Consider the following 23,924-nt stretch of genomic DNA (forward strand, 5'->3'; position numbering starts at 1 on the left):
ATCGTGAGTAGTGTTGCAAGAGATATGGTGGAGGGTTATGAAGATATAGCAAAAGAAATTCAGTCATTTTTATGGAAAGGGAAGCCTTTCAAAAGCGAAAAAATCGAAAGGTCTAATGAAGAAATAGAGGAATTTCTTGAGAGTATCCGACAGCAATGTCGCACTAATTATGAGAGTGGATCTTATAGCTTGGGTTGGAGAGATTAATATCGAACTGCGGCATTCTTATGAAATAAAAAAGACGAGCGAATTAACCTCGTCCTACTTCGTCAGGTGCTTCGTAATCATCGAGCTGAAATATCTCGGCACCGGCTGGATATGCGCCATACTCGCGCCCAACATGAACGAAGCGCAACGGAAGCTCATTCGCCTTGATTCCGATTTTACCTACGAAGTTACGCGCAGATGAATACGAGCGAGCATCGAATTTGAACGGTTTTACATCGGTAGCCCTAACGACTTCCGGCTTGGCGATAATCAGTCGCTTATTCACACCGTCATAGCCGACGATAAGGTTCGCAGGGATTCCGATACCCTTTCCGCTTGGTCCGAGTTTGAGCAGCGAGCGTGTTCCGGTGGATAAATACAGGCGCTGCTGCTTATCGATCGTGACATAAGCGGAGCCATTTCCGTAATTTTCGTTTGATATCCATTGGAACGTAGGTGATGCGGTATTCGGCGTAGCATTTTTCGACATATAACGTCAGTCCTTTCGTGTTTAACGAAGTATTTACGTTTATTATACGCACGAAAACGAAGAAAAACAACATTAGGAGGCGATTATCATTTTCAATCCAGACTTTTACCCGACACCGGAAGAATTGATCGAAGAACTTTTGTCGATGAGCATAAGAGGTAGCTTACCGAAAATTAAAGGTATGCGTTGGTATACCTTACGAGGTCGTGTATTAGAGCCGTCGGCAGGTAAAGGGAATATCGTCAAATATATAACGGAAAAAGGACAGTCATTAAAGGTGGACGCCATTGAAAACGACTCAGAGCTCGCGAGTTTCTTAATGGGTTCCGGATATAACGTTGTTTGGTCTGACTTCCTTACATTCGAAACCTTCCGAGAATATGACGCTATTGTCATGAACCCTCCATTTAGTGCTTGTGATAAACACCTGTTACACGCCATCAAAGTTGCAAGCAAGCAGATTACTAAAGACTGTGAAATATACGCAATTATTAACGCGGAGACGATTAAGAACCCGTTTAGTACGGCTCGTAAAGAATTATCGCGCCTACTAGACTTACATGACGCTCGAATAAAGTTCGTAAGCAATGCTTTTACCGCGGCTGAACGTAAAACGGGCGTAGAAGTGGCGCTTATTTACGTAAAAGTTAACAGGAATAACGCTAGCGAAGATTTATATAGACGGACGGTTGAAGCGGTAAATGTGAAGAGCAGCGATCAGTCTACAGAAATCTCTAGCGCATTGAGTACGTACGTTAAGCATCAAGAAGTCCAAGAACGTTTAGACGACATCACTCGCTTAATTAGCGAATACGAGATGGCAATCGAATTAGTACGTGAATCATACGATTCAAATAAGCGTAAGGCAGACTTCCTAAGCTATATATCGAACGTAAATGGCGGAAAGCTACGTACACCTATCGATACTCTTGCGAAAGACTACGAGGAAGACTTGAGTCAATTGCGCTCGACTTATTGGCAACTAATACTGCAAACGGAGAAATTTATGAAGATGCTAACGACAGAAGCGCGTGAAAAATTAAACCGACAACTCGAATCGGCATCGGAATTAGAAATAAACGCTACCAACATTCAAATGCTGCTACACGCAATAATGGCAAATTCTAATGACATGTTAATCAGCAGCGTTGTAAGTATGTTCGAAAAGATAACGTCGTACAGTCGCCGTGAGTTTTCAACGAATATGCACTATTACAACGGTTGGAATACAAACGAGGCGTACAAGATCGGAAAGAAAATCATTTATCCGTTCTTTACAACTTTTAGCGAATGGGATATGGGAGAGCGCGAAAACGATTTTAAAGGCGTCGATTATCGCGTAAAAGGATTTATCTTCGACCTTCTTAAAGCGTTCGAACCATTCCGCGACGTTAGTTACGAATTCACAAAGACCGGTAAAGGCGAGTACAAAAACGATATACTGCGCTTCAAAATATTTATTAAAGGAACGGTTCATGTATGGTTTAGCGACTTAAAATCATTAAATAAAATTAACTACGTATGTGGGCGCAAATTTAACTGGCTCCCAACGGAAGAAGAGATTAAAACGAATCAAAAAGCGCGGGAATATGTCGTCAAAGAATTCGGCAAAGATTCGCTAAATATAAAGCTATTGGAGGCGGAATAATGGGCGGAAAATCATCGTACGACAAACAAGCCAGCGACCGGAAGATGCCCGAACGATACGCGCTAGACAATAACGAAGGGAATGACGTAACGACATGAGCGTTTGGAATAGGGATATAAGCCGTACTTACGCCGAATATAACGGAACTTTAGCAGTGCGTACGTGCAATTACTGCACCCGAAATTTACTATCGGATGAAACCGAAAAATATCACGAAGAGTACGGAACAGTATGTACGGAATGCGAAGATATTATCCGTGAGGAGGAACGTACTTGGAGAAGATAGTACCGGACTATAACGTTAAACTAGAAAAAGACTACGAAACTATTCGCGACAAGATTAAGCGAGGCATGTTGCCGTTAGTAGCGAGAAATCCTGCAATAAATAAAGCGGTAACTGAATATGTAGATGCGCAGACTGATTACTTTGACGAAAAGAGAGCGCGAGGAGCTCATCCCCCGATACAACTGCGCAACAGCCAAATGCTCAGTAAGTTTGCTAACTTGGTAATGTACGAAGAGTTAAAGTGGAGTCACCCGGACAAAATGTCGATAGTCGATTATCCGATAATGAGCGATGCGCAAGAGTCTGCTAGGCAAGATAAATACCGTCCTAATAGCGATTTGCAATACGGTGACAGGCGCTTTATGGGACGCCGGAAAACACACTTTACGGACGACTATGGCTCTCCGCAGGTCAGAAACAGTCGCGTAATTGATCCATACGATACTGCGATTGAATCCATCGGAGATTACCTGGACTTATATGATGCGCTAGATAATGCAGGACTGACCGAAAGACAGCGACAAGCGATCGACCTCGTATATTTCGAAAGCATGACGCAAGAAGAGGCTGCGGAAGTTATTGGAGTCGGTCAGGATGTTGTAAGTAGGAGAATAACGACATCTTTGCGAAAATTACGCGGATATTTAACGATAAATTAAGCGAAAGATACCATATTAAGCTTAATCAGTTACCTATATAGACGCCGAAAGGGACTAAAATTTAACGCTCGCTTCGGCGGGTTTTTCTTTTGCGGAAATACAACGAACGAGTCGGGTAAGCTCCGACCTACTTTCCGTTATTTATTTAAACGGAGGTAATAACGCAATGACGATAAAGATAATCGACATCTCCACCGGAGAAAACTTATCCGATCAATATACGCTAAGACACCGCAACCAAGACGAAGCATTTAAGCGGAAGCAAGCCACGACCAACGAGCGCGAATCTAACGGCAGACAGCGAGATTTCACCGCATCAAATATGCGCAACCTACACGAAGTTTACGACGTCTTAACGACAGCGCAATGCGGTTATTTAATGCTGCTGCAGTGTTACGTCGGATATGACGACGGTATCCTTATTGACGCGAAGAAACAGCCGATGACAACAGCGGATATGATGTCCGTATTGCAGCTCGATAAGAAGCGCGCAACCTTCTACGATTTCCTCTCCGCATGCATAAATAACGATATCATACGCGAGATAGACGGTAAGTACGCAGTTAATTCGCATTATCATTTCCGAGGTGCTTTCGGTAACCAGTTCGTTGTCAAGTCGTACACTTCGAAAATCAAGCGAGTCTATCGCGAAGTAAAGGCGGCTGACATCGGGCTTATTTACCGGATGCTTCCGTATGTTCATTACGAAACGAATGCGCTATGTACGAACCCTTACGAAAAGGATCCGTCAAAGATACGCTGGTTTAATCGGAAAGAGTTGGCGCAAGAGATTGGCGTAGATCCAGCGACATTGGGACGGAGATTACCGAATATGACTTTCGATAAGGAGTACGTCGTAGCACGCATTAAGGTCGGAAGTGAACCGGAGAGATATACGTTTAATCCTCGTGTGTTCTACCGTAAGGATGGCGAACCTGATGCGACGTTAATAGCGATGTTCAATACCGATAAAGTGTAAAGATTAAAACCGTTGCAATATGCGTCCTATCGTCCTTTATTGCGATTATCATTAAGTACTATATATTCTGATGCGTAATGCGGAACGTTAGTGACGCAAGGTTTAAGATTTACAAGACTAAGAAATAAATTGCCGCCTAAAAACGCTGAATCCCTTGTGGCTCTAAGCGCGAAGGCGGTTTTTTGGTGTCCGAATAAAGTCACACATTCGGCTGATTTGTCCGAATAAGGTCACACTTAGTTCTCTACCGTAGTGAAGCGAATATGCCTGGCGAAATACTACCGATATTACATACGTATATCCTAGCGATAGTTATATAAGAAGGAAGACGGATATCCATCGCAAAGCTGCCGTAATCCTGCGTAATAGAGTGCCGCAAATGCTCCGCTAAACATCGGCTGTAAACCCCCGACGGAAGACCCTTCGCCAAACTCACGGGGTTGCTTACGTTTAGCTGCGTAAATACCCCGATCATCCAGCGCAAATATACACCGCATCCTATGCAATAATCGCGGGAAATAATCGGATGATAGGCCGTACAAACGGCGCTATGACAACGATGTATAAAATAATGCATAGCGTATAGTCTTGCGCAGCTAACAAACGTTGATATGACGCGGTTATTCACATACGACAACTGCCGATAACCTTGATTATGTAAACACCGAATGAATGACGTATACAGCGATATGCAAAACGGCAGCAAAACGGAATTGTTCGAAAACGAGAAACAAATCTGAATTGTACGGGCGGGGGACACAATTCTGACAATTCAAAATCACGTAACCAAAACGGCGCTACAATTTTTTCAAAGTCGATAGGTTGGCGCAAGAAGTCGGAAATAAGCTTATCGCAAGAGGGACGAATGCCTAACGCTCCTCCAGCCGGTAAGTTTATTTGCGTTTTAGTGCGCGAAAGATAAATCTCGCGGGTATTATCATTTGAAGCGAAATAGTTTGCGACTAGCTATCGCGAATGACAAGCGACGTTTCTCCGACGTTGTTTTTCGCTTGTTTTATTTTAACGGAGAAAACGAATCACTACGGAGGGTGACGATAAAAATGGCGAAAAGAAAGCGTATTGTGCTCGAAGAAAAAGACGGAATTATCGGTAAGGTTTGTAGAAAGTGCGATAATTGGTCGCCTTTAGAAAATTATAGTAAAGGTAAAAACGGAGTTGGAGATAGGCGTTCTGAATGTAAAACATGCGTAAATATTGGCCGAAAGCATTTACAGATGAAACCGATTATTAAAACTGTAAAAGGTGTGGACATTGAGTGCCGCAAGTGTAATCGTTGCGACAATATTAAACCTCTTACCGATTTCCAAAAGAATAAAAGCAGCCGGTTAGGAGTCAGCTCGATTTGCAGGAAGTGCGTAACTAAATCCGGAGAAAAGAGACGCAAGTCCGATATTATACTCATAGAAGCCGAAGGAAAAAAGTCACTTTACAAAAAGTGCATTCGATGTAAGGTGAAACAGGGAGTGTCGGAATTCTATAAAAATTATCAGTCCGGTAGCGGGAGCGTTAGGTCTGAGTGTAAGACTTGTAATCTAATTAAACAAGAGGATAAGCGGTTGAAAGAGGGTCGAGATTTCGTCTTGCGCGACACCGCCTACATCAAAGGCGAGTTAGGCAAAAGATATAAAAAGTGTACAGAAATAAAAATATTGAACGACTTTCAAGATAATACTTTAGGATTTCTAGGTAAGAGCTCAGAATGTCGTGAATGTTTAAAGTGTAGAGCTAGAAACTTCTACGTAGAAAATAAAGAAGAGTCGAAGGCTAGGAATAGTCAGTGGTATAGAAACAACCCGGAATATGTCCTTAATAAGAGCGCAAAAAGAAGAGCTAGAAAGTATGGTCTTCCTAGGACATTCTCGCACATTGACCAAGCCGAAGTAAAAAAACATTTCAACGGATGCGCTTTAACGCAATCTGTAGACATCCAGTGGGACCATGTTATTCCAGTATCTATAGGACACGCGGGAACAGTTATAGGAAATATGGTACCTCTAAGATCAGATTTAAATGCGTCTAAAAAGGACAAAAATTTATTCGAGTGGTTTGTCGATAATAAAGCAAGACTCAATATTCTCGGCCATAATTTTCTGGAATTAATTGAATACTTAGCACACACCAACGCACTTACTACCCAAGAGTACGAGGATTACGTTTACTGGTGCTTCGCAAATCCAAGAACACAGGAGAATATGATATCGACCAGTATAAGTTCTATTCAAGAGTGGATAATATCCACCGGAAGACAAATACCATTACCAAAACACGCATTACTTAATATAAAAACTTCGAATGAGATAGGCAGTCATTCAGATAATCAAACGGCGTAGAGCGGCAACTCTACGCTTTTTATTTTGAGAAAGGAGTAATTTGTATGTCAATTAAATTAAAGGCTTTAGAAGCGAAATTAGACGTTAGGAAGCGAAAAGCAGCGTTCCTGCTCGTGGAGAACGAAATGAAATCAAGTGCCGAACAACGAACTCAAGAAGACATTGCTCAAGAAATTGGTGTAACTTATAAGAGTTTATGGGAGTGGCGGAAAAAAGACCCGATTTTCATCGAATACAAAAACGCACTTGCAGACGATTTCCTTTCGGAGAACAGAGCGTTTGTTTATGCGCAGTTAATGAAATTAATTGGCGGAAGCCAGCCAAGTGTTAAGGGAATTGACCTTTTCATGCGTAGATTCGGATTACTAACCGATAAAACGATAACTGAAACGGCAGAAACATCCGGAGCACGTAGCGATGAGGATATCGAAAAAGAGCTTGAAGAACTAGACGAACTACTTAAAGGCGACGATTAAGGGAGGTGACGGGTAATGGCGAATATTAACGGTAAATGGCTCGATCGACAAACCCGTCAATCTCGAATCGACTTACTTTCGAAGCGTATTGAAAAGTTACGGGCATTATTCGAGAAAAAAACAATTACGGGATTTCAGAAAGAAACGTTAGTCACTGATACCTTAGAATTAAAGAAACTAAGTCGTATTCACCGCGCCGAAATTGATATGCTTTATTTTTTCTACGAGTATTTTTCGGAAGCTCGAAATCCAGGCAACCCCGACAATCTTGTTCCTACGAATAAAGTCGATATGGATCAGGCGCCGGATTTCCACGTTAAGCTATCCCGAATATTAGACTCCGTATCAAATCGGAATAGAACCGCGCGTATAGCGTGGGCAGCAAGTCGTGGTCATGCAAAATCAGCATACTTATCGAATGCCTTTCCGGTACATGAAATTGTTTATCGTAAGCGGAAAATGATACTTATTATTTCGGAAACGAATGCGGGTTCAAAGAAGTTTATTAAGTGGGTAGCGGGGCAGTTAAAATACAACTTAAAACTTCGCGAAGATTTCGGAGAAATGCTTTTCGAGCAAAAGTCGCGAAATGAAAAAGACTCCGAAGAAGCTTTCTTAACCACTACCGGAATTAAGATGGAAGCTACTTCACTAGGAACACAGATTCGTGGATTTCGTAACGGTTCTCAGCGTCCGGATTTAATTTTGCTGGATGACTTAGAATCCCGTGACTCAAATAACACGCCCGAACTTCGCCAAAAATCAAAAGACTGGCTTAATCAAGATTTAATGCCCGCTTATGATCCTACTCAAACGGCAGTTATTTTTATGGGAACTCTGGTTCATCACGACTCACTTTTGAATTACGTTTTAAGCGAGCGGCGAGATTTCATTAAAAATAGTTTCCCCGCGATATTGGAATGGCCGAAGAGAATGGATATGTGGGAAGAGTTTCAGCGCATTTATCGCGAATACATTCCGACAGAAGAAGAACTCGCAGAAATGGAAGATGCAGAGGAAGAAATGCCGACACCAAGCGCAAGGGCAGCGTTAGAGTTTTACGCTCGAAATAAAGAAACGATGGATGAAGGCGCAAAGGTTTTGTGGCCAGCTCGGTTTCCGTTAGCACACCTTTTCCTAGAGAAGATAAACTACGGAAACAAAGCGTTCAACACGGAGTTTATGAATATTCCGTTAGATGAAGAGTCGCAAGTATTTAAACCTGACTCATTTTATTACTACGATGACGTCGAAAAGTTTCCGCATGACAAGTTCATTTACGGAATGGGACTAGATTTCGCTATGGGCAAGGAAAAGGGCGATTATTCAGCGCTCATCACAGTCGCAATGCACCGAACGACTAAGAAAATATACGTTGTCGACGCGTTTGTTCAGCGACTGCATCCCGACAAGTTCCTAACGGTCATAGTCGATAAAGTAAAGAAACTGCAGCCGGATAAAATAGGCGCGGAATCACAAATGGCGCAAGAGCTCTTCGTCGACCATATGAAGCAGTCGTTAGAAAAAATCGGATACCCTGCGCACACTCGCGTTAAGAAGATATATCAACGCGGTAGAAAAGAATTGCGAATCGAAGCCATGCAGCCGGACATAGAATCCGGAAAAATCGTATTTAATCGAAGTCACTCCGTTCTACTCGAACACTTCGAAAGGTACGGCTCAAAGTGGCATGATGACGGACCGGATGCGCTCAGTATGGCGATAGCATCCGTAAGATCAGGAAGTAAGCGACGCGCAGGTAACGCTGGAAGCTATCGATATTAACGAAAGGAGGCGGACATTATAGCGATTGATCCGAATTTAATTAACGGTTTATTTCTTAATAATCCGATGAGGGAAGCGCTTGGACAAAAAGAGTTCGACCGTATGGTAAAAGAATCTAATCTGTACGATCGCTACTACGGCGAATTAAACGCGTGGACTGACTACGATAAGCCTGCCGGACTTGACTACGAACCTACGAAATTATCTATGAATTATACGCGTAAAATTATCGATACGATTGCGACATGGCAATTCGAAAAAGAACCGAAGGTAACAGTTCCGCCGGATGTACTTGATGACCCTGCGTTAATGGTTATGCCGGGGTATATGCCTAGTACGGAGCAACAAGTCGAGAATAGTCGCGCTAAAGCAAAAGAGCGCTTGTTAACGTGGGTTTGGGACGACAACCGGATGCACGAAAAGTTATTGGCTGCGGCTAAAGACCGTTCAATATCGAAGACTGGCGTGTACGCTCGCCTACATTACGATACCCGTCGCGGAGGACTCAAAATCATATGGCACCCATCTACCGAAGTAGTTGCGATTTATAACGAGTGGGATGTTGATGAGCTAGAAGAAGTTCACTTTATGGCGTACTTAGACGAGGAAGCGACGAGATTATGGAAGCTTTCTTATTACCTTGTTTGGGATGAATTAGCAGGCATGTATGACTGCGAAATCGAGGAAGCGGTGTATGACAATACATTAGCGCAAACAGAAGAGCGTGTTAAACGGAAATCAATGGGACTGGATTTCATCCCTGTAGTTCATGTGCCTACTGAAAAATTAACGGGTGCTCTCGAAGGACAGTCCGACTTAGAAAAGTTAGTTATGATAGCCGAAGAAATCGATAAGAAACTAAGTGATTATTCGGACGCGCTTCGCTTCGAGATGTTTGCGATTACTCTCCTAACTAACGTAGATGAAGACCCTAAAAACCCTTTAAAAATCAGCCCATCCGCAAAATGGAATCTCGGAGAAGGGGATAACGAAAGTGGAGTACCAGAAGCGAAAAAGTTAGAATCCGGATTTAAGTTTAAAGAAGCTATCGAAGGATACTTAGACCGCATGTACGAAGCCTTACATGAAATCAGCGAAGTACCTGTCGTAAACACCGCCGATATGAATACCGGAGGCATAAACGACATGGCACTTAAACAGTTATATTCCGCGATTATTTCGAAAACGCAGCGCTCGTGGATTATATGGCAGGCGAGGCTACAAACGCTTAACGAGTATATCTTGCGTTATATGAAGGCACGCCAAGACCATCCGAGATTCAAGTACGATAAAGAATGGCTAGCGCAAGTCGACGAGTACTACGACAGCGAAATCGTATTCGGACTTCCACTTCCGCAGGATCAAGCGGCATTAGTAACGCAACTAGGCGAAGAGATTGCGACAGAAATTGAATCGATTAAAGGCGCTATCACACGAAGCGGAAAAGAGAACGCAGAGGCGAAGTTAATGGAAATACTCGCTGAACGTAATCTAATGCGACAATCGCAAGACCCGTATAAAGAAGATATTGAAGAAAGCACTACCGAATAACAAAGTCTTGACTTACGGAATGTCGATAAACTTTCGGTTTTTTGTTATTCGTAAACTATGAGCGACGGCTCTAAAACGGAGGTAACGAAATGAATAAATTCCTTTTACCGTTAAACTTACAATTCTTTTCAGAAGAACCGCCAGCTAACGTGGACAACAAAAAACCTACGGATGTGGATCCGGAAAATAAACCGTCAGAAAAAACGTTCACACAAGCGGAGTTAGACGATATCCTTGCGAAACGTCTTAAACGCGAGAAAGAAAAAGCGGCAGAGTTAGACGAAAAGCTAAAGCGCCTAGAAGAATACGAAAAGGCGGAGGCAGAACGTAAGAAAGCGGAAATGTCCGAAGCAGAGCGTTTGAAAGCCGAGAAGGAAGAAGCGTCTAAGAGAGCGGAAGAAGCTACGGAACAAGCTAAAAAAGCAGGCGAGGCAGCAAACGCACGTATCATCAACACTGAGATTCGTAGTATTGCTCGTTCGCTTAATGCTAACGATCCGAGCGACGTATTAGCACTACTTGATAAGTCGGTGATTGAGATTGATAGCGACGGTAACGTTAATGGCGTTGAAGAAGCCGTCAAGATATTGAAGGAGGCGAAACCGTGGATGTTTAAGCAATCAATCGGTGCAGACGCATCAGGTGGAAGCAATCCTCCGAAGAATCCAGGTGCTAGCGAGTTATCAGTAAAAGAAAAAGAGTTAGCGGATATCCAGGAGCAAGCAAGAAAGAATCCTAGATTATTAGGAAAAGTAACTAAACTATATAACGAAATTTTAGAACTTCGTAACAAGAAATAATTAGTCGCCATAGGCGGCTTTTATTAATTTAAAACAAACAAAAACTAGGGGGATTTACAAATGGTAGCCAATTCTTATGAATTTCAACAACAAGTACGTCAAATGCAAGCAAACGTGGATTTAATTCTCCAAAAAGCTCCGGTTCTTTTCGGTCTTATCGGAATGGGGGGCGGACTAACTCAAACTAAGTTCGAATGGCAGAACGACTACCTTAATAGCGACACAGGTATCGTAAAAACAGCAGCTCTAGCTGGGGATACTTCAATCGCGTTAAAGGTAGGAGAAGCGCAAAAGTTTTCAGTTAACGCATTAGTACAAAACGGCCTTGAAGTAGTCCGTGTAACTGCAGTAAACGAAGCAACAGACGTTCTTACTGTAACTCGTGGATATGACGCCACTACTCCGGAAGCAATTGCTGTAGACGCTGAGTTGAAAGTTATTTCTCGTCCACGTCCAGAAGGTGAAGACACTTTCCGTAAAAACGAAATTAACGATCGTTTAGTATCATTCAACTTCTCACAAATCTTCTCTCGTTACGCTGCGGTTTCTCGTACGCAACAACAAATCAATACTTACGGTGTTGAAGATGAGTTAGATTACCAAGTTAACCTACGCTTACAAGAAATGATTCGCGAAATGAACAACTCTTTAATCTACGGCCGTAAATACGTTGGTTCAGCAGCACAACCTCGTACAACTGGCGGATTATTCGCATTCGCAGGAGAGCAAGGATCATTCAATAAAGCTTTCGCTAATGCTGAGATTGACGCTAAAGGACTTAACGATGCAGTTGAAGCTGTATTCACACGCGGAGGATCTGTAAACACTATTCTTTGCTCACCTAACGTTGCTCGTCAAATCACTAAGCTTGGCGGTAACACTATCCAAACTACTCGTGGAGAAAATCAAATCGGTCACCAAATCTTGAGCTTTGTTTCTGACCTTCCTGGCGGTGCAATCTCAAGCGTAGTAGTTGACCAAAACATGCCTAAAGACCGCGCACTATTACTTGATATCGACAAAGTTAAGGCTCGCTACTTAACTCCTGTATACGATCAAGACGCTACATTGCCGGGTGGAGACTACTTCTCTCGCGTAATCCGTGGAGAAATGGGCTTCGAAATCAAGAACGCTAAAGAATCCGTGGCGGTACTTTCTGGAATCTCTAAAACTGTATCTTAATTGACTTATTGGCGGGCTTAACGGCTCGCCTTTTCTTTTTGATTAACGAAAGGAGGACGAGAACATGGCGAAATTTAAAACACTTCCAAACTACGAATTAACAAGACCTGAGTTACACGTACAGTTCGATTCGTCCGGTAATTTTGAAACTAGCGACGAATTCGAAATTAAATACCTCGAATCACTTGCACCTTTTATCGAACGAGTAGATAAGCCGAAGTCAGAACCAAAAGCACCCGCGAAGACGAGCGCTAAATCAAAATAACGGAGGTGACGCCAATTGGCGACATTAAGTGAGCGATTAACAAAACGCTTTCGGAACGTACCAGGCGTTACAACCATAGATGTTGCCGATTGGCTAACCGAAGCACAACTAGAAAGCGAACTAATCGAAGGCACGGATGTAAATACAGACAACGCGATAATCTACTTAGCTTTTGCGCTAGGATGCGAGGTCATAGCGGCTGATGCAGCGAGATACTTTAAGTATGGTGACGGAGAAGAGAACGTAGATAAGTCGGCAGTATTCGGCAACTATATGGCATTAGCGAAAGACGCCCGTAAAAACTATCGAAAACATGTACGAGGCAGGTCAGGAGCTACACAAAGTCACGTAGGAAGAGCGGATGACCGATGACGGCGCAAGAACAACTCGATCGCCTAATGATGAAATTGGCGCAGGACTATCAGCGATTAAACGCCAAGCAGCAGTCATTCGCGATAAAGGAAATCGGACGCGTTCGGCTAGAGATTGGCGACATGCTCGCAGATTACGCGGGAGACGACGGAATGATTAAAAAACAGCGCCTTAACCGGCTACTCCGCGACTTGGAATCGATCGAAAAGTCGGTACGGAAGACAGGCGAAATCGCCTTTACGAAAGTGGCGGAAGAATCTTCATCCTTCGCCATTGCAGGCGCAAGTAGTGCGTTAGTGGAAGCGGTAGGAGCGGCAACCATTTCCGGAATTGCTTTCGACCGTATTAATCGGCATGTGCTCGAATATGTAACGCGAAGATTCGCAGACGACGGACTAGTGCTATCGGATCGCGTATGGAATCTTGCGGGTGAACAACGCGACCAATTATCGAAGGTGTTGCGCAGTGGAATCATTCGCGGTGAATCCGTAAGCAAGATGATCGCAGGAGTACGCCAAGTCTACGATAACGAAACGTGGAAGATACGGCGCTTAGTTGTAACGGAAGGCAATACGGCGATGAGAACGGCGGTAGCGTTCAATGGGCGCGAAAGCAACATCGTACAAGGAATACGTATCCATCGCGGTAAAGCGAATCGCCCGGACCATAAATGTACCGTATTAGAACTCGCGGACAGCTACGGACTTGGAACCGGAGTTTATCCGACGTCGGCATCAGAAGTATACAATCCGCATGTAAATTGCACATCGACATTGACGTACGAATTAGTCGAAAGGGAGGCGCTATTCCGAAATGCTAACGAACGATGATATTAATTTTATTAAAGCGAATCGCATAGAGATTACGGAAAATCGCACCGTCCCCGTCGTACTATTGCGCACGTTACCAGGCGATGAGGATCCGTATACAGGCGAATTTGCGGATGAGTACGTAGGCAATTACGCTATGAGCGCTACTATGTACGCAGAAGAGACGGTGCTAGCGGTATGGAAAGAATATTCGTCAGTTGCGAACGGCGACCGCAGCGTTATTGGCGGAGTGGAACTGCAGCAGGACGACGTACAGATGACGCTAGATGCTTCGGTAGATATGGTCGGAATTGAACGCGTTAAGTATCTCGGCGAAACATTCGAGATAATAACGGTCGACCGTCGAGGAATTGGCGACACCAATCGTTATGAGTGCGTAGTTAGGCGGGTGGTTTAATGGCGCAGTTACGAATTCGCGTTGAAGGCGTGCGAGAGGTTTTAGAATCGCTCGGAAGTCCTGGCGCAAGACAATTAGCGCGAGAGATAGACGCTCTTACCGAATTAAATGCGAGGGAAATGGCAAAGGAAGCGCATGATAACGCGCCCCACTTAACCGGAAAACTTAAAGGCGGAATCATGGCGTCGGTTAATAAAGTCGGCGAGGCGCATTGGGAATTAGGAGACGGTGGCGTTGAATATACGCGGAGACAGGAATACGAACATGCTTCGAAAAAAGGATTCTTCCGGAAAGCGGTCTGGAATGGTCGCGGAAAGTTCCGGGATGATATCAATAGAAAATTACGCGAGTGGCGGTGATAACGAATGCTACACGCATTAACATACTCGGTTATAACGCATTTAAAGGCGACTGTACCGGCGCTGAAAGATGTCGTATGGATGTACGATGGGATAACGCTAACAGGGCGCACAAAGCCGTATGTGACCGTTGAGCAGATGCAGGAGAATATGGACGTTCTCGCGAAAGAGCGGGCGTACTACGAAGTCATTTATCGTTTTCAAATCGGATTGCGAACGAATTCAATCAGCGAGCGCTCGCGCTTAACTGAGGCGGTCAGGATGGCGCTTATGCAACCGAATATACAGCTATTAAATACGAATGGTCCGGCTCCAGTGAGCGCGGGCTATTTTTATTGCGATATTACAGCGGTCGTACCGATGCCGGTCGATGAGATGGCGAACGAGACGGATAAGCATCGCGTTTATTTCGATGTTGAGATCATAACGCAATACCGGAATGGCAGCGACAAATTTGAACAATAAGGGGATGGGTACACATGGCAAAAGGAGTTAACTTTTTACTATTCGTAAACACAGGTACTGACGCAGTGCCAACGTGGACGAAGGTCGCCGGACAAAAAGGCGGAACACTAACACGCGAGTACGACACGATTGACGTTACATCGAAAGACAATATGGGCTGGAATGACGAAGAATACGGTAACGCTTCTTGGTCTATCGAAGCTGACGGATTACTTGTCGAAGATGACGCGGGATTCCTAGCGTTAGAGGCAGCGTTTGAAGGCGCGGAATACGTGAAGGTGCGTTTCCAAACACAAGCGGGGAACAACTACGAAGGGTCAGCTATTATTTCGGATTTCAGCGTTGAAGCTCCATACGACGATAGCGCTACTTATTCATTGACGTTAAACGGTAAAGGCGCTTATACAAAAACGGTGACTCCCTAAAACGTTCTTTATTAGCGCAAATCAAACAACTTAACAAACAGGCGGGTTTCGGCTCGCCTATAAACTAGGAGGCTATTAAATGGTCGAATTAACTTTAGGCGGGAAAACGTACGAAATGCGATTCTCTTTAAAATCCATGCGCACGCTCGAAGCCCATTATAAAAAGCCAATCGGAAAAATCTTCAAAGATAAAGATTCGCTCGAATCCCTCGAAACACTTATCGCATTCTATTACGCGTGCATGAAATCAAGCAACAAATCTTTAACGATGGAAAAGGTCGAAGACTTACTCGACATCGCACTAGACAAAGAAGAAATCACGCTAGAAGAACTTTCGGAGAAACTTAGCGAAGTTATCGACAGCAGCTCGATCATGAAAAACTCCGCAGCTAAATCCGACGAAGAACAATCGGAGCAAGAAGCAAAAAACTAACGGAAGCCGATGACGAAGGTTCCTACGATTGGGATCGGATAGAGTCGGAGGCATTCGCATACTTAAACATTTTTCCGGAACAACTTTACGACCTCACCATGCGCGAGTATTCGAATTTACTTGGCGGCGCTGAAATACGAAGAGAGACAAAGCGCATGGAAAACGCTGACCTCGTTATGATGCACGTTCGCGCAAAAGCGAAAAAAGGACGCGTTTCCATCGACGATATTCTCGGCAAGGAAGCGAATAAAGGCGGGACTGTGAAAGAGAAACGTAAAGTGACGCCGGATGAAAAACGGAGCGAGTTATCGTTTCTCGAAGATGAGCTCGGAGGCTCCGAATATATTTCGTCCTAGACTGCGCGAAGCCTAAATCTCGCGGGTATTATCATATGAGCGCGGATTATGTCCGCAAATTGTAACGGGTAATATTGCGAAGGGTTTGCGAAGGAAGGGGCGGGAGAAATGGTAGAGTTTAATTGGACAGAGGAAAGTGTAATTTCGAAGATTAAAGATATTTATGGCACTGAGAAAATTCGTAATATAGGCAATATTTCTAAAGAAGAGAAAAATCTTTATCGGGCTGGGTTAAGAATATTTGGAACATGGGAAGATGCTGTAAAAACTGCTGGGTTTAACCATGAAGACTTCTTAAAAAGGAAGAAGTGGACTGAATACCGTGTAAGTAATGAAATAAAAAGGATATATGGCAGTGGTGAGATTTTCGAAATAAAAAACCTCCAGAAGAAGTACCCAGGATTGTATAACGCCGGAAGACGTATTTACGGAAGTTGGGATGAAGCTATTTCCGCCGCTGGATACAACCCCGATCATTACAATAAATTTACTAAGTGGAGTAAAGAAGTAATGATAAGCGAGTTAAAAAGGACTTACGAAGAGCATGAAGATCTAAGTACTACATTCCTGGCTGAGATAAACAAAACCAGCATCCCGGTTATGGCAAAGAAACTATTTGGTTCTTATCAAAACGCTTTGACTGCAGCTGGATTTAATCCGAACGAGATTCAAAGAAAGAAATCCATTTGGAGCGAGCAAGAGATTAAAGAAAAGTTGCTAGAAGCTTACGAAAGAGAAGGAACCTTATCTCAAAAAGTTTTCCGCGCAAAGTACAAAAAACTAGTTGGCATATCTCATCGTAAGTATAATGGTTGGTTTAATATGCTAAAACACTTCGGACTGTCTACCGATGAGGTGAAAACACAATGGAGAGACGATGAACAGATATTAGAAGAAATCCTCCTTCTAAAGAACAGCGGAACAATACTAAGCCATGCACATGTTCCTAACAGTATATATTTAGCAGCAAGTAGGAGATTCGGATCTTGGGATGAAGCCCTAGAGAGTGCTGGACTTTCTCCAGATGACGAACGTATAAATATCAGTTGGACTAAAAGGAAGATGATAGCCCGCATTCAGGGGTACAGCGAACAAGGATATAACATCTCCCAATCTTCAATTTTCTCCATAGATAGCGCTTTAGCATCTTCGTATATAATGTACTACAGAAAATGGGACGGTCTGTTAAAAGACGCGGGTGTTTTCACATTAACTAATACCAACGATATGGATAAAACAAAGATGGGCTACCATTTTCAAAAGATTATGCGAGAAATACTTGAAGCAATCGGTTTAAATTTTAAATATGAAACATATAGGGGACAATATCGACCTGACTTCAGTCTGAACGAAAGTACTGTAATGGATGCGAAGTTATCGTCTTGGACGGCGCTTTCAGACGGAACTTTACGAAAATATAACGAAATTTGCGATAAGTTGATTATATTTTATCTACGCGGAAATGAGATTAAAGGTAATGATTTTGTTACATTTATTCCGGTAGAAGATTTTTTCGATGCGTTAAAATCGAGAGAAAGAACAGATTTAATTGAGTGCGTAGAGAATTTAAAAGAGAAGTTATCTGAATTAGAGTCTGGCGCTAGCTAGGCTTTTTATTATGCCATAAAGGCGGTGATAAAATGGCGGGAAACAACCATAACATAAAGATAGACCTGAGGGCAATCGACAATTTCAGCTCCGTCATGGGGCAACTAGACAATCAACTTAACAACGCGGAAAACGGAATGAATCGCCTTCAAGCTGCATCAGGCGCAGTCGGAAAAGCACTCGGAGCGATGGGAATAGCGGTAGGAGCCGGCTTAGTTTTTGCGGTAGATAAAGCCGCTAAATTCGAGCATGCCATGAGTTCAGTTTCCGCAGTTTCCGGAGCATCGGGCGAAGAGATGTCGAAGTTAACGGCGCTCGCGAAAGAGATGGGAGCGACGACGTCTTTCAGCGCCAATGAAGCCGCAAAAGGGATCGAGGAGCTGATGAAGGCGGGCGTTAAAACCTCGGATATAATTGGAGGCGGTTTAAAAGGCGCGCTCGATCTTGCTGTAGCTGGGGAGCTCGAACTGGCTGAAGCGGCTGAAATTTCTTCGACGGCACTTAATGCATTCAAAAATGACAATCTCACCGTAACTGACGCAGCAAATATTTTAAGTGGAGCGGCAAATTCATCCGCCACGAGCGTACATGAATTACGTTATTCACTTTCGATGGTTTCAGCAGTCGCGTCTGGACTCGGATTAACTTTCGAAGATACCAACGCAGCGCTTGCGGTACTTGCGAATAATGGACTAAAAGGAAGCGACGCAGGAACATCGCTCAAAACAGCACTTTCACGTTTGAATCCGATGACTGAAAAAGCGTATGGACAGATGAAAGACCTAGGTATTATAACGGAGGACGGCTCGAATAAATTCTTCGATGCGGAAGGTAACGTGCGCTCTATGGCAGACATCGCTGGCGTACTTCAAGAGGCGTTAAAAGGTTTGACGGCGCAACAGAAACAATCGGCGCTTTACACGATGTTCGGTTCCGACGCAATCCGCGCGGGCTTAATCCTTTCGAAAGAAGGCGCCAAAGGTATCGAAGAAATGACTGCAGCAATGTCGAAAGTTACAGCGGCAGAAGTCGCAGCCGAGCGCTTAAATAACTTCAAAGGATCCCTCACGATATTAAAGAGCGCACTCGAAGGCGCAGCTATCGCGCTAGGTAGCGTATTTTTACCTGCGCTAACGAGTATAACGAAATCAATAACGGCAGTCGTAAGTAAATTTACGCAATTACCTGCGTCAATACAAGGAACAATCGCAGTCGGAGCGGCAATCGCTGCGGTATTCATGCTTATCGCTGGAGCGCTCATCTTAATCATGCCCGGCATCATGGCGACAGTCTCAGCGTTCGGTTTATTAGCGGCACCAATGGCGGCAGCTGCGGCGGCGGCAGCGCCAATCATAGCGGCAGTCGTCGGCATAATTGCGGCACTCGCATTAATCGGAGTAGCTCTAGTTACCGCGTATCAGAAAGTCGATTGGTTCCGCGTAGAAGTAGATGCGGCATGGGCGGCGATAAAGAACGCTTGGAATATAGCGCTAGTATTTATTCAGCAGATTGCATCGCAAGTCATGACGGCAGTTACCGCGTTCATTGGCGAAAAGCTGGCGCAGATTAAAGCGTTTTGGGCGGAGAACGGCGCGATGATTATGGAAGCGACACGGAATGTGTTTAACATCATCAAGACGATTATTACCGTTGCGCTAGACGTCATTTGGGCGGTCATGCAGTTCATATGGCCGGCGGTTAAGTTTCTCATCGTCAGCACTTGGGACGCGATTAAAGGCGTAATCAGCGGAGCCCTTAACGTAATCCTCGGCGCAATTAAATTCTTCGCTGCGTTATTCACTGGCGACTGGTCAGCGATGTGGGATGCGACAAAGCAAATTATCAAAGGCGCGCTTGAATTCGTATGGAATTTAATATCGCTAATTATGATGGGGAAAATCCTTGGAGCAATCAAGTCGTTCGGCGCATTAGCAGGCGGACTATTCAAAGCGCTATGGACCGGAATTAAGGCGATATTTACGGCAGGACTTAACGCAATCAAGTCGCTAGTCACAACGGTATTTAACGCGATTAAATCCATCATTCAAGCGTCAATGAGCGGAGTTACAGGCGTTATCAGTTCCGCGTGGAGCTTAATCAGGTCGATATTCTCTACGGTAGTCGGCGCATTAAGGACGATATTAACGAGTGGATTTTCGGGAATGCGTTCGGCGGTCAGCTCGGCAATGAGCGCGATTAAGTCGACGATAACTTCGATGTGGGGTTCGATTAAATCGTACTTCGCCAGCATCGACTTATTCTCTATCGGTTACAACATCATCAAAGGTTTGATGAACGGTATGACTTCGATGGCCGGCTCGCTCATGCAGAAAGCGAAATCAATCGCAGGAAGCATCACGAAGACGATCAAAGGCGCGCTAAACATCCATTCGCCATCTCGCGTAATGGTGGAGCTCGGCGGATATACGACGGAAGGGTTAGCGGTCGGTATGATGAGCGAATTGAAACGCGTTCAATCAGCGGCAGGCAAACTAGCTACGTCAGCGGTACCGTCAATGTCAAGCGGCTACAACGGCGGTCAATCCGTCCGTAACGCATCCGCAAGACCTAGCGTAACGAACAATACGCCGATAAACGTAACGCTGAACTATAGCGGAAGCGGTTCGGCAGACGACGCGCAAGGAATGCTCGACTTCGTATCGCGCGGACTAGAACGACAATTCGGAAATCAGGCGCGGGTAGGAGGCGTAAAATTACGATGAATTTAACGGTAACACGATTAAACGGCACAACGTATTCACTCGCAGATTACGGCATCAAGACGCTCGACTTCGTTATTGACAGCCCTTCTCCGCGCCATGAAACGGAAATCATCGACGGAGCTGACGGCTTTATCGACATGGGTACGACGTATGACGGCCGGTCTATGCGCGGCTCCTTCATGATGTACGCGGTAGACTTAGCGGACTATCCGTTACTGCGGAACGAAGTCTTCCGAATGTTTGCGTCGAAAGAAGCGTTCTATCTCGTCGATGACCGCGAGCCTGGCAAACGTTGGCTCGTTAAAGTAGCGTCAGCATTTTCGATGGAGCAGATGCGCAAGTTCGGACGTTTCGAAGTCGAGTTTATTAGCGCAAGTCCTTACGCGGAGTCCGAGAAGTCAACGCTAGAGGACGGATTCGATCCGACGTATTATTTCGGAAGCGCTACGTCTATGATTCCGATTTCACAATATACGATAAACGGCGCAGGAACGACGAACTTTCAAATCCTTAACGGAGGAGACGTCGCTACAGATCCGCGCAGGCAATACATTAAAGTCGAATATGACGGTGTACTTCCTGCGGAATTATCTATCCGGAATAACACAACCGGAGAAGTATGGACGTATACGACAGGCGCAAGTGCTGGCGCTACTGCTCGCGTTAAATTAGACGGAGTGCGCTACGTGAAGAACGATATCGTTAGCATATTTTCGCTGACTAACCGGAAGTTCTTTACGATTGCGCCTGGGATGAACGATTTTACGGTGATAGGCGGGAGCTCTTACGTGATTACGTTTGACTTCCGCTTTTACTTATTATAAAAGGGGCGATAATAATGGCGTACAATAATAAGATAATTAAGCGCGACCAACGGCAAAATCCAGTACCGCAGGTTTTCAATCCGACGATTGACGATTACGAGGCGTTGCAGGGTAAAGATGGCGCGCAATATGTGACGTTCAAAGAGCCGCAAGAAGTTAAACTATCTGGGAGTAAAGTGCAAGAACAAAAGACCAATTCGGATGCCTCCGCCGGAACAGTTACTTTCGCCGCTAATATCAGCACTATTGAGATTTATAATTCTGATGCTACAAATGATGGCACCTTTAACGTAAACGGCATTAATATTAAAGTTCCAAAAGGTAAGTCATTCATGGCAGCTATCGGAGGAACACCAAGAGCTACGGTAACTGTTACTGGCTCAACATCTTATATTCTTACGAGGTACGCATGATGGGGTATGGCAGCGAGAATAATCCAAATATAATTCAAGTAGATATCAGCGATGAAATTAGTAATCAATTAAGAAATGCCTCAGACGGAAATAAATCAGACTTTGTAAACTCTTGGTGGTGCTTGCCCCGTTCCCTTTATAACGATTTAAGAGGCTGCTTCTATCAGGGTGGAGTAAATCGAGAAGGTATGATGCAAATTACAAAATTCGATTTACGGAGACGTTCAACAGAAACAGTTGATCTCGGCAAGTACGAAAAGGATGACCATAATGTTCCTGCGTTCTTGTTTGAAGATGATAAAAATCCCATTGTCGCTATCGTCAGACACGCAAAAGAGTCGTTTGTACGAATTAGAATCGGCAGTTATCCTCACAACTTAAAATCTCTTGAAGCTGCTACAGAAGTACAATTATCATTTCCTAACGCTTGCACATATGCGCACTTAATCAGAAGACCGACAGACAGTTATCTTGCTCTTTTAACTAGATGTAGTGACGGATGGTATGTGCGGATTTCTTTCGATTGGGGTAAAACATGGAGCCCTGCGAGAAGGTTTCATGCGTTTTCTTATTGTACATTCAAGCAAGTCGGACACAGAATTAAATACGCCATTACTAACCATCCGATTTCATCAGTTGATAACGAAATTAGATATTTCGAGATCGATACAGTGAGTGGAGATGTTTATGATTCTAGTCTCGGAACGCCGATTGAAAACTTATGGAATGGAACTGCTGTAATCGGATCTAACAAACCGACTTTAGTTGGGAAAGTTACTGATCCAGAAACGTTAAGAACCTTCGATGTTGGTAGAAATGGTTCTATTGCGGCCATGAAATTCGATAAAACCAATCCGCAGCTTGGTGGAACTTACGGTGTTTATCGTTTCAAAAACTCTGCAACTTGGGATTGGGAGCCTATTACGCACTCAGGAATTCCAGTCGGATATTATCAGTCTTCGTATGTTGGTGGTGTGGTATTCGGTGGGAATGATGACAGCGTGTGGTTAGCTAGAGAATCATCAGGCGTATGGAGTATGGAGAACTGGAAGAAAGTCAACGGCGTTTGGGGATTATCTGAAACGATTAAATTAAGCTCTGATGGAAAACTAGGAAGACCACAAATCCCTTGGGGTGCAGAAGGAACTGGTCTTTTCACTGGTATTGAGTATTGGAGATATGCTACTGATACTTATGAAGATTACTACGGAGATCAGATGGTAATCAAGACAGACATATCTGAAAATGTTGTTGCTTCTCCAACCTTACCTACAGTCAACGAAATTCCGATTTCGAGCAGCTTCCAATTGTTAACGCAAGGTTCTCTTCTTTTGGTAGATGCACCTAAATGGACTGCGGGTGTTCCAAACAGTACAGTTCCTAACTTGGTTGATGGTTCTACACTTGCCGTTGTAAACTCACTGACAAGTGCGGATGGAGTTGCTGAAAGAACGTCACTTGGAGGTTTACATGTTGCTGTTAGTCAGACATCAGCAAACTTAGGAAGAACTTTAGGACTTGATTCGCAAGCTATCAGAGACTATATGGCAGCAAACCCGAATAATTCATACTTCATTGCGTTATCGGCAGTAGTAACTCGGCAATCAACATTTTCTGTTCCTGTCTCAGCAGCACACAAAATGTTCGGTATGTGGGGAACGTCGAAAAGTGATAGTTTGAACATCCGACCTGTCACAAATAACAAAGTTTCTATTGTGCCGTCAGCTCATCGAACATTCTTTACAGAAACAGCGACGCCAGCACCTTTAAACACACCGTTTATAGTTGATGGATCTGTCTCCAAATTGCCTAGCGTTGGGACAGATATAAACTTAGTAAGATTCGGAACGGGACCGAATGCAGACAATGTAAGTTCTGGATTATCGTGGATTCTTTACGGTGCCTACATTGAAGATTTAACGGCGTCAGGTAGAAGTTATGACTTGGTATCGCGAATCTTCAAACGTGACTTTGCTCCATCGAAGTTCACGACTGACACTTATACTAATCCATCAACGCTTGTAACTTAAACTAACGGAA

The 23,924-nt window shown here is 44.1% G+C and carries 25 protein-coding genes; 24 read left to right on the forward strand and 1 reads right to left on the reverse strand.

Translation table 11 applies throughout. From position 1 onward, the window contains the following. Positions 1-3 precede the first annotated feature (3 nt). Complete coding sequence (locus tag GJU41_RS11940) at positions 4-207, forward strand: hypothetical protein (protein ID WP_170292782.1); 204 nt, start codon at positions 4-6, stop codon at positions 205-207. Positions 208-250: 43 nt separating this feature from the next. Here GJU41_RS11940 and GJU41_RS11945 read toward each other — a convergent pair whose 3' ends face one another. After that, entirely contained in the window at positions 251-697 is a 447-nt protein-coding gene (locus GJU41_RS11945; protein WP_154318698.1) for a hypothetical protein, read from the reverse strand. 124 nt (positions 698-821) lie between these two features. Here GJU41_RS11945 and GJU41_RS11950 point away from each other — a divergent pair, with 124 nt between their 5' ends. From GJU41_RS11950 to GJU41_RS12060, 23 genes are all read left to right on the forward strand, one after another. Next, positions 822-2,345, forward strand: coding sequence for a DUF4942 domain-containing protein (locus GJU41_RS11950; protein WP_154318699.1), 1,524 nt, complete (start codon positions 822-824; stop codon positions 2,343-2,345). Between the two features lie 273 nt (positions 2,346-2,618). Then, positions 2,619-3,290 (forward strand): sigma-70 family RNA polymerase sigma factor, encoded by a 672-nt coding sequence (locus GJU41_RS11955; RefSeq protein WP_154318700.1) that lies wholly within the window; start codon positions 2,619-2,621, stop codon positions 3,288-3,290. Between the two features lie 166 nt (positions 3,291-3,456). Then, positions 3,457-4,269 (forward strand): hypothetical protein, encoded by an 813-nt coding sequence (locus GJU41_RS11960; protein WP_154318701.1) that lies wholly within the window; start codon positions 3,457-3,459, stop codon positions 4,267-4,269. Positions 4,270-5,330: 1,061 nt separating this feature from the next. Then, the gene (locus GJU41_RS11965; protein WP_154318702.1) at positions 5,331-6,620 is read left to right on the forward strand and encodes a hypothetical protein; all 1,290 of its coding nucleotides are present in this window, start codon (positions 5,331-5,333) and stop codon (positions 6,618-6,620) included. Between the two features lie 44 nt (positions 6,621-6,664). Further along, positions 6,665-7,096 carry a phBC6A51 family helix-turn-helix protein gene (locus tag GJU41_RS11970; protein ID WP_154318703.1) on the forward strand — a complete coding sequence of 144 codons (432 nt, stop codon included), beginning with the start codon at positions 6,665-6,667 and terminating at the stop codon, positions 7,094-7,096. 15 nt (positions 7,097-7,111) lie between these two features. After that, positions 7,112-8,881, forward strand: a complete 1,770-nt coding sequence (terL, locus tag GJU41_RS11975; protein ID WP_154318704.1) for a phage terminase large subunit — start codon at positions 7,112-7,114, stop codon at positions 8,879-8,881. A gap of 102 nt (positions 8,882-8,983) precedes the next feature. After that, complete coding sequence (locus GJU41_RS11980) at positions 8,984-10,432, forward strand: phage portal protein (RefSeq protein ID WP_224771402.1); 1,449 nt, start codon at positions 8,984-8,986, stop codon at positions 10,430-10,432. Positions 10,433-10,521: 89 nt separating this feature from the next. Then, positions 10,522-11,232, forward strand: a complete 711-nt coding sequence (locus GJU41_RS11985; RefSeq protein ID WP_154318706.1) for a phage scaffolding protein — start codon at positions 10,522-10,524, stop codon at positions 11,230-11,232. A 60-nt stretch (positions 11,233-11,292) separates the two neighbouring features. Beyond that, on the forward strand, positions 11,293-12,414 hold the full coding sequence (locus GJU41_RS11990) for an SU10 major capsid protein (RefSeq protein ID WP_154318707.1): 1,122 nt from the start codon (positions 11,293-11,295) through the stop codon (positions 12,412-12,414). A 64-nt stretch (positions 12,415-12,478) separates the two neighbouring features. Next, positions 12,479-12,679, forward strand: coding sequence for a hypothetical protein (locus GJU41_RS11995; RefSeq protein WP_154318708.1), 201 nt, complete (start codon positions 12,479-12,481; stop codon positions 12,677-12,679). Positions 12,680-12,694: 15 nt separating this feature from the next. After that, positions 12,695-13,051 (forward strand): hypothetical protein, encoded by a 357-nt coding sequence (locus tag GJU41_RS12000; protein ID WP_154318709.1) that lies wholly within the window; start codon positions 12,695-12,697, stop codon positions 13,049-13,051. Continuing rightward, entirely contained in the window at positions 13,048-13,881 is an 834-nt protein-coding gene (locus tag GJU41_RS12005; protein ID WP_154318710.1) for a structural protein, read from the forward strand. The genes GJU41_RS12000 and GJU41_RS12005 overlap by 4 nt, the downstream gene beginning before the upstream one ends. Next, complete coding sequence (locus GJU41_RS12010) at positions 13,865-14,278, forward strand: hypothetical protein (protein ID WP_154318711.1); 414 nt, start codon at positions 13,865-13,867, stop codon at positions 14,276-14,278. Before GJU41_RS12005 ends, GJU41_RS12010 begins: the two co-directional genes overlap by 17 nt. After that, a complete protein-coding gene (locus GJU41_RS12015; protein ID WP_154318712.1) occupies positions 14,278-14,637 on the forward strand; it encodes a hypothetical protein in 360 nt (119 codons plus the stop codon). Before GJU41_RS12010 ends, GJU41_RS12015 begins: the two co-directional genes overlap by 1 nt. A gap of 6 nt (positions 14,638-14,643) precedes the next feature. Beyond that, on the forward strand, positions 14,644-15,102 hold the full coding sequence (locus GJU41_RS12020) for a hypothetical protein (protein WP_154318713.1): 459 nt from the start codon (positions 14,644-14,646) through the stop codon (positions 15,100-15,102). Between the two features lie 14 nt (positions 15,103-15,116). Next, positions 15,117-15,527 (forward strand): phage major tail protein, TP901-1 family, encoded by a 411-nt coding sequence (locus GJU41_RS12025; protein ID WP_154318714.1) that lies wholly within the window; start codon positions 15,117-15,119, stop codon positions 15,525-15,527. 79 nt (positions 15,528-15,606) lie between these two features. Next, complete coding sequence (locus tag GJU41_RS12030; RefSeq protein ID WP_154318715.1) at positions 15,607-15,960, forward strand: tail assembly chaperone; 354 nt, start codon at positions 15,607-15,609, stop codon at positions 15,958-15,960. Between the two features lie 155 nt (positions 15,961-16,115). Beyond that, entirely contained in the window at positions 16,116-16,316 is a 201-nt protein-coding gene (locus GJU41_RS12035) for a hypothetical protein (protein WP_154318716.1), read from the forward strand. Positions 16,317-16,424: 108 nt separating this feature from the next. Beyond that, positions 16,425-17,924, forward strand: a complete 1,500-nt coding sequence (locus GJU41_RS12040; protein ID WP_154318717.1) for a hypothetical protein — start codon at positions 16,425-16,427, stop codon at positions 17,922-17,924. Between the two features lie 32 nt (positions 17,925-17,956). After that, the gene (locus GJU41_RS12045) at positions 17,957-20,647 is read left to right on the forward strand and encodes a phage tail tape measure protein (RefSeq protein ID WP_154318718.1); all 2,691 of its coding nucleotides are present in this window, start codon (positions 17,957-17,959) and stop codon (positions 20,645-20,647) included. Continuing rightward, positions 20,644-21,471: a phage tail domain-containing protein gene (locus GJU41_RS12050; protein ID WP_154318719.1), complete on the forward strand. Its 828-nt coding sequence runs from the start codon at positions 20,644-20,646 to the stop codon at positions 21,469-21,471. Before GJU41_RS12045 ends, GJU41_RS12050 begins: the two co-directional genes overlap by 4 nt. Positions 21,472-21,485: 14 nt before the next feature. Continuing rightward, on the forward strand, positions 21,486-21,884 hold the full coding sequence (locus tag GJU41_RS12055; RefSeq protein ID WP_154318720.1) for a hypothetical protein: 399 nt from the start codon (positions 21,486-21,488) through the stop codon (positions 21,882-21,884). Positions 21,885-22,006: 122 nt separating this feature from the next. Then, a complete protein-coding gene (locus GJU41_RS12060; RefSeq protein WP_154318721.1) occupies positions 22,007-23,914 on the forward strand; it encodes a hypothetical protein in 1,908 nt (635 codons plus the stop codon). Positions 23,915-23,924 lie beyond the last annotated feature (10 nt).

It is taken from the genome of Metabacillus idriensis, from assembly GCF_009674765.1.
GTDB lineage: Bacteria > Bacillota > Bacilli > Bacillales > Bacillaceae > Bacillus_P > Bacillus_P idriensis.

Excerpts from the sequence above, each read along its gene's own strand:
- GJU41_RS12045 (WP_154318718.1), top strand. The coding sequence starts at position 17,957 with ATGGCGGGAAACAACCATAACATAAAGATAGACCTGAGGGCAATCGAC.
- GJU41_RS12040 (WP_154318717.1), top strand. The coding sequence starts at position 16,425 with ATGGTAGAGTTTAATTGGACAGAGGAAAGTGTAATTTCGAAGATTAAA.
- GJU41_RS11985 (WP_154318706.1), top strand. The coding sequence starts at position 10,522 with ATGAATAAATTCCTTTTACCGTTAAACTTACAATTCTTTTCAGAAGAA.
- GJU41_RS12015 (WP_154318712.1), top strand. The coding sequence starts at position 14,278 with ATGGCGCAGTTACGAATTCGCGTTGAAGGCGTGCGAGAGGTTTTAGAA.
- GJU41_RS12025 (WP_154318714.1), top strand. The coding sequence starts at position 15,117 with ATGGCAAAAGGAGTTAACTTTTTACTATTCGTAAACACAGGTACTGAC.
- GJU41_RS12055 (WP_154318720.1), top strand. The coding sequence starts at position 21,486 with ATGGCGTACAATAATAAGATAATTAAGCGCGACCAACGGCAAAATCCA.
- GJU41_RS12020 (WP_154318713.1), top strand. The coding sequence starts at position 14,644 with ATGCTACACGCATTAACATACTCGGTTATAACGCATTTAAAGGCGACT.
- GJU41_RS11965 (WP_154318702.1), top strand. The coding sequence starts at position 5,331 with ATGGCGAAAAGAAAGCGTATTGTGCTCGAAGAAAAAGACGGAATTATC.
- GJU41_RS11980 (WP_224771402.1), top strand. The coding sequence starts at position 8,984 with ATGGTAAAAGAATCTAATCTGTACGATCGCTACTACGGCGAATTAAAC.
- GJU41_RS12035 (WP_154318716.1), top strand. The coding sequence starts at position 16,116 with ATGGAAAACGCTGACCTCGTTATGATGCACGTTCGCGCAAAAGCGAAA.
- GJU41_RS12030 (WP_154318715.1), top strand. The coding sequence starts at position 15,607 with ATGGTCGAATTAACTTTAGGCGGGAAAACGTACGAAATGCGATTCTCT.
- GJU41_RS11995 (WP_154318708.1), top strand. The coding sequence starts at position 12,479 with ATGGCGAAATTTAAAACACTTCCAAACTACGAATTAACAAGACCTGAG.
- GJU41_RS11970 (WP_154318703.1), top strand. The coding sequence starts at position 6,665 with ATGTCAATTAAATTAAAGGCTTTAGAAGCGAAATTAGACGTTAGGAAG.
- terL (WP_154318704.1), top strand. The coding sequence starts at position 7,112 with ATGGCGAATATTAACGGTAAATGGCTCGATCGACAAACCCGTCAATCT.
- GJU41_RS12010 (WP_154318711.1), top strand. The coding sequence starts at position 13,865 with ATGCTAACGAACGATGATATTAATTTTATTAAAGCGAATCGCATAGAG.
- GJU41_RS12005 (WP_154318710.1), top strand. The coding sequence starts at position 13,048 with ATGACGGCGCAAGAACAACTCGATCGCCTAATGATGAAATTGGCGCAG.
- GJU41_RS11990 (WP_154318707.1), top strand. The coding sequence starts at position 11,293 with ATGGTAGCCAATTCTTATGAATTTCAACAACAAGTACGTCAAATGCAA.
- GJU41_RS11945 (WP_154318698.1), bottom strand. The coding sequence starts at position 697 with ATGTCGAAAAATGCTACGCCGAATACCGCATCACCTACGTTCCAATGG.
- GJU41_RS11960 (WP_154318701.1), top strand. The coding sequence starts at position 3,457 with ATGACGATAAAGATAATCGACATCTCCACCGGAGAAAACTTATCCGAT.
- GJU41_RS12050 (WP_154318719.1), top strand. The coding sequence starts at position 20,644 with ATGAATTTAACGGTAACACGATTAAACGGCACAACGTATTCACTCGCA.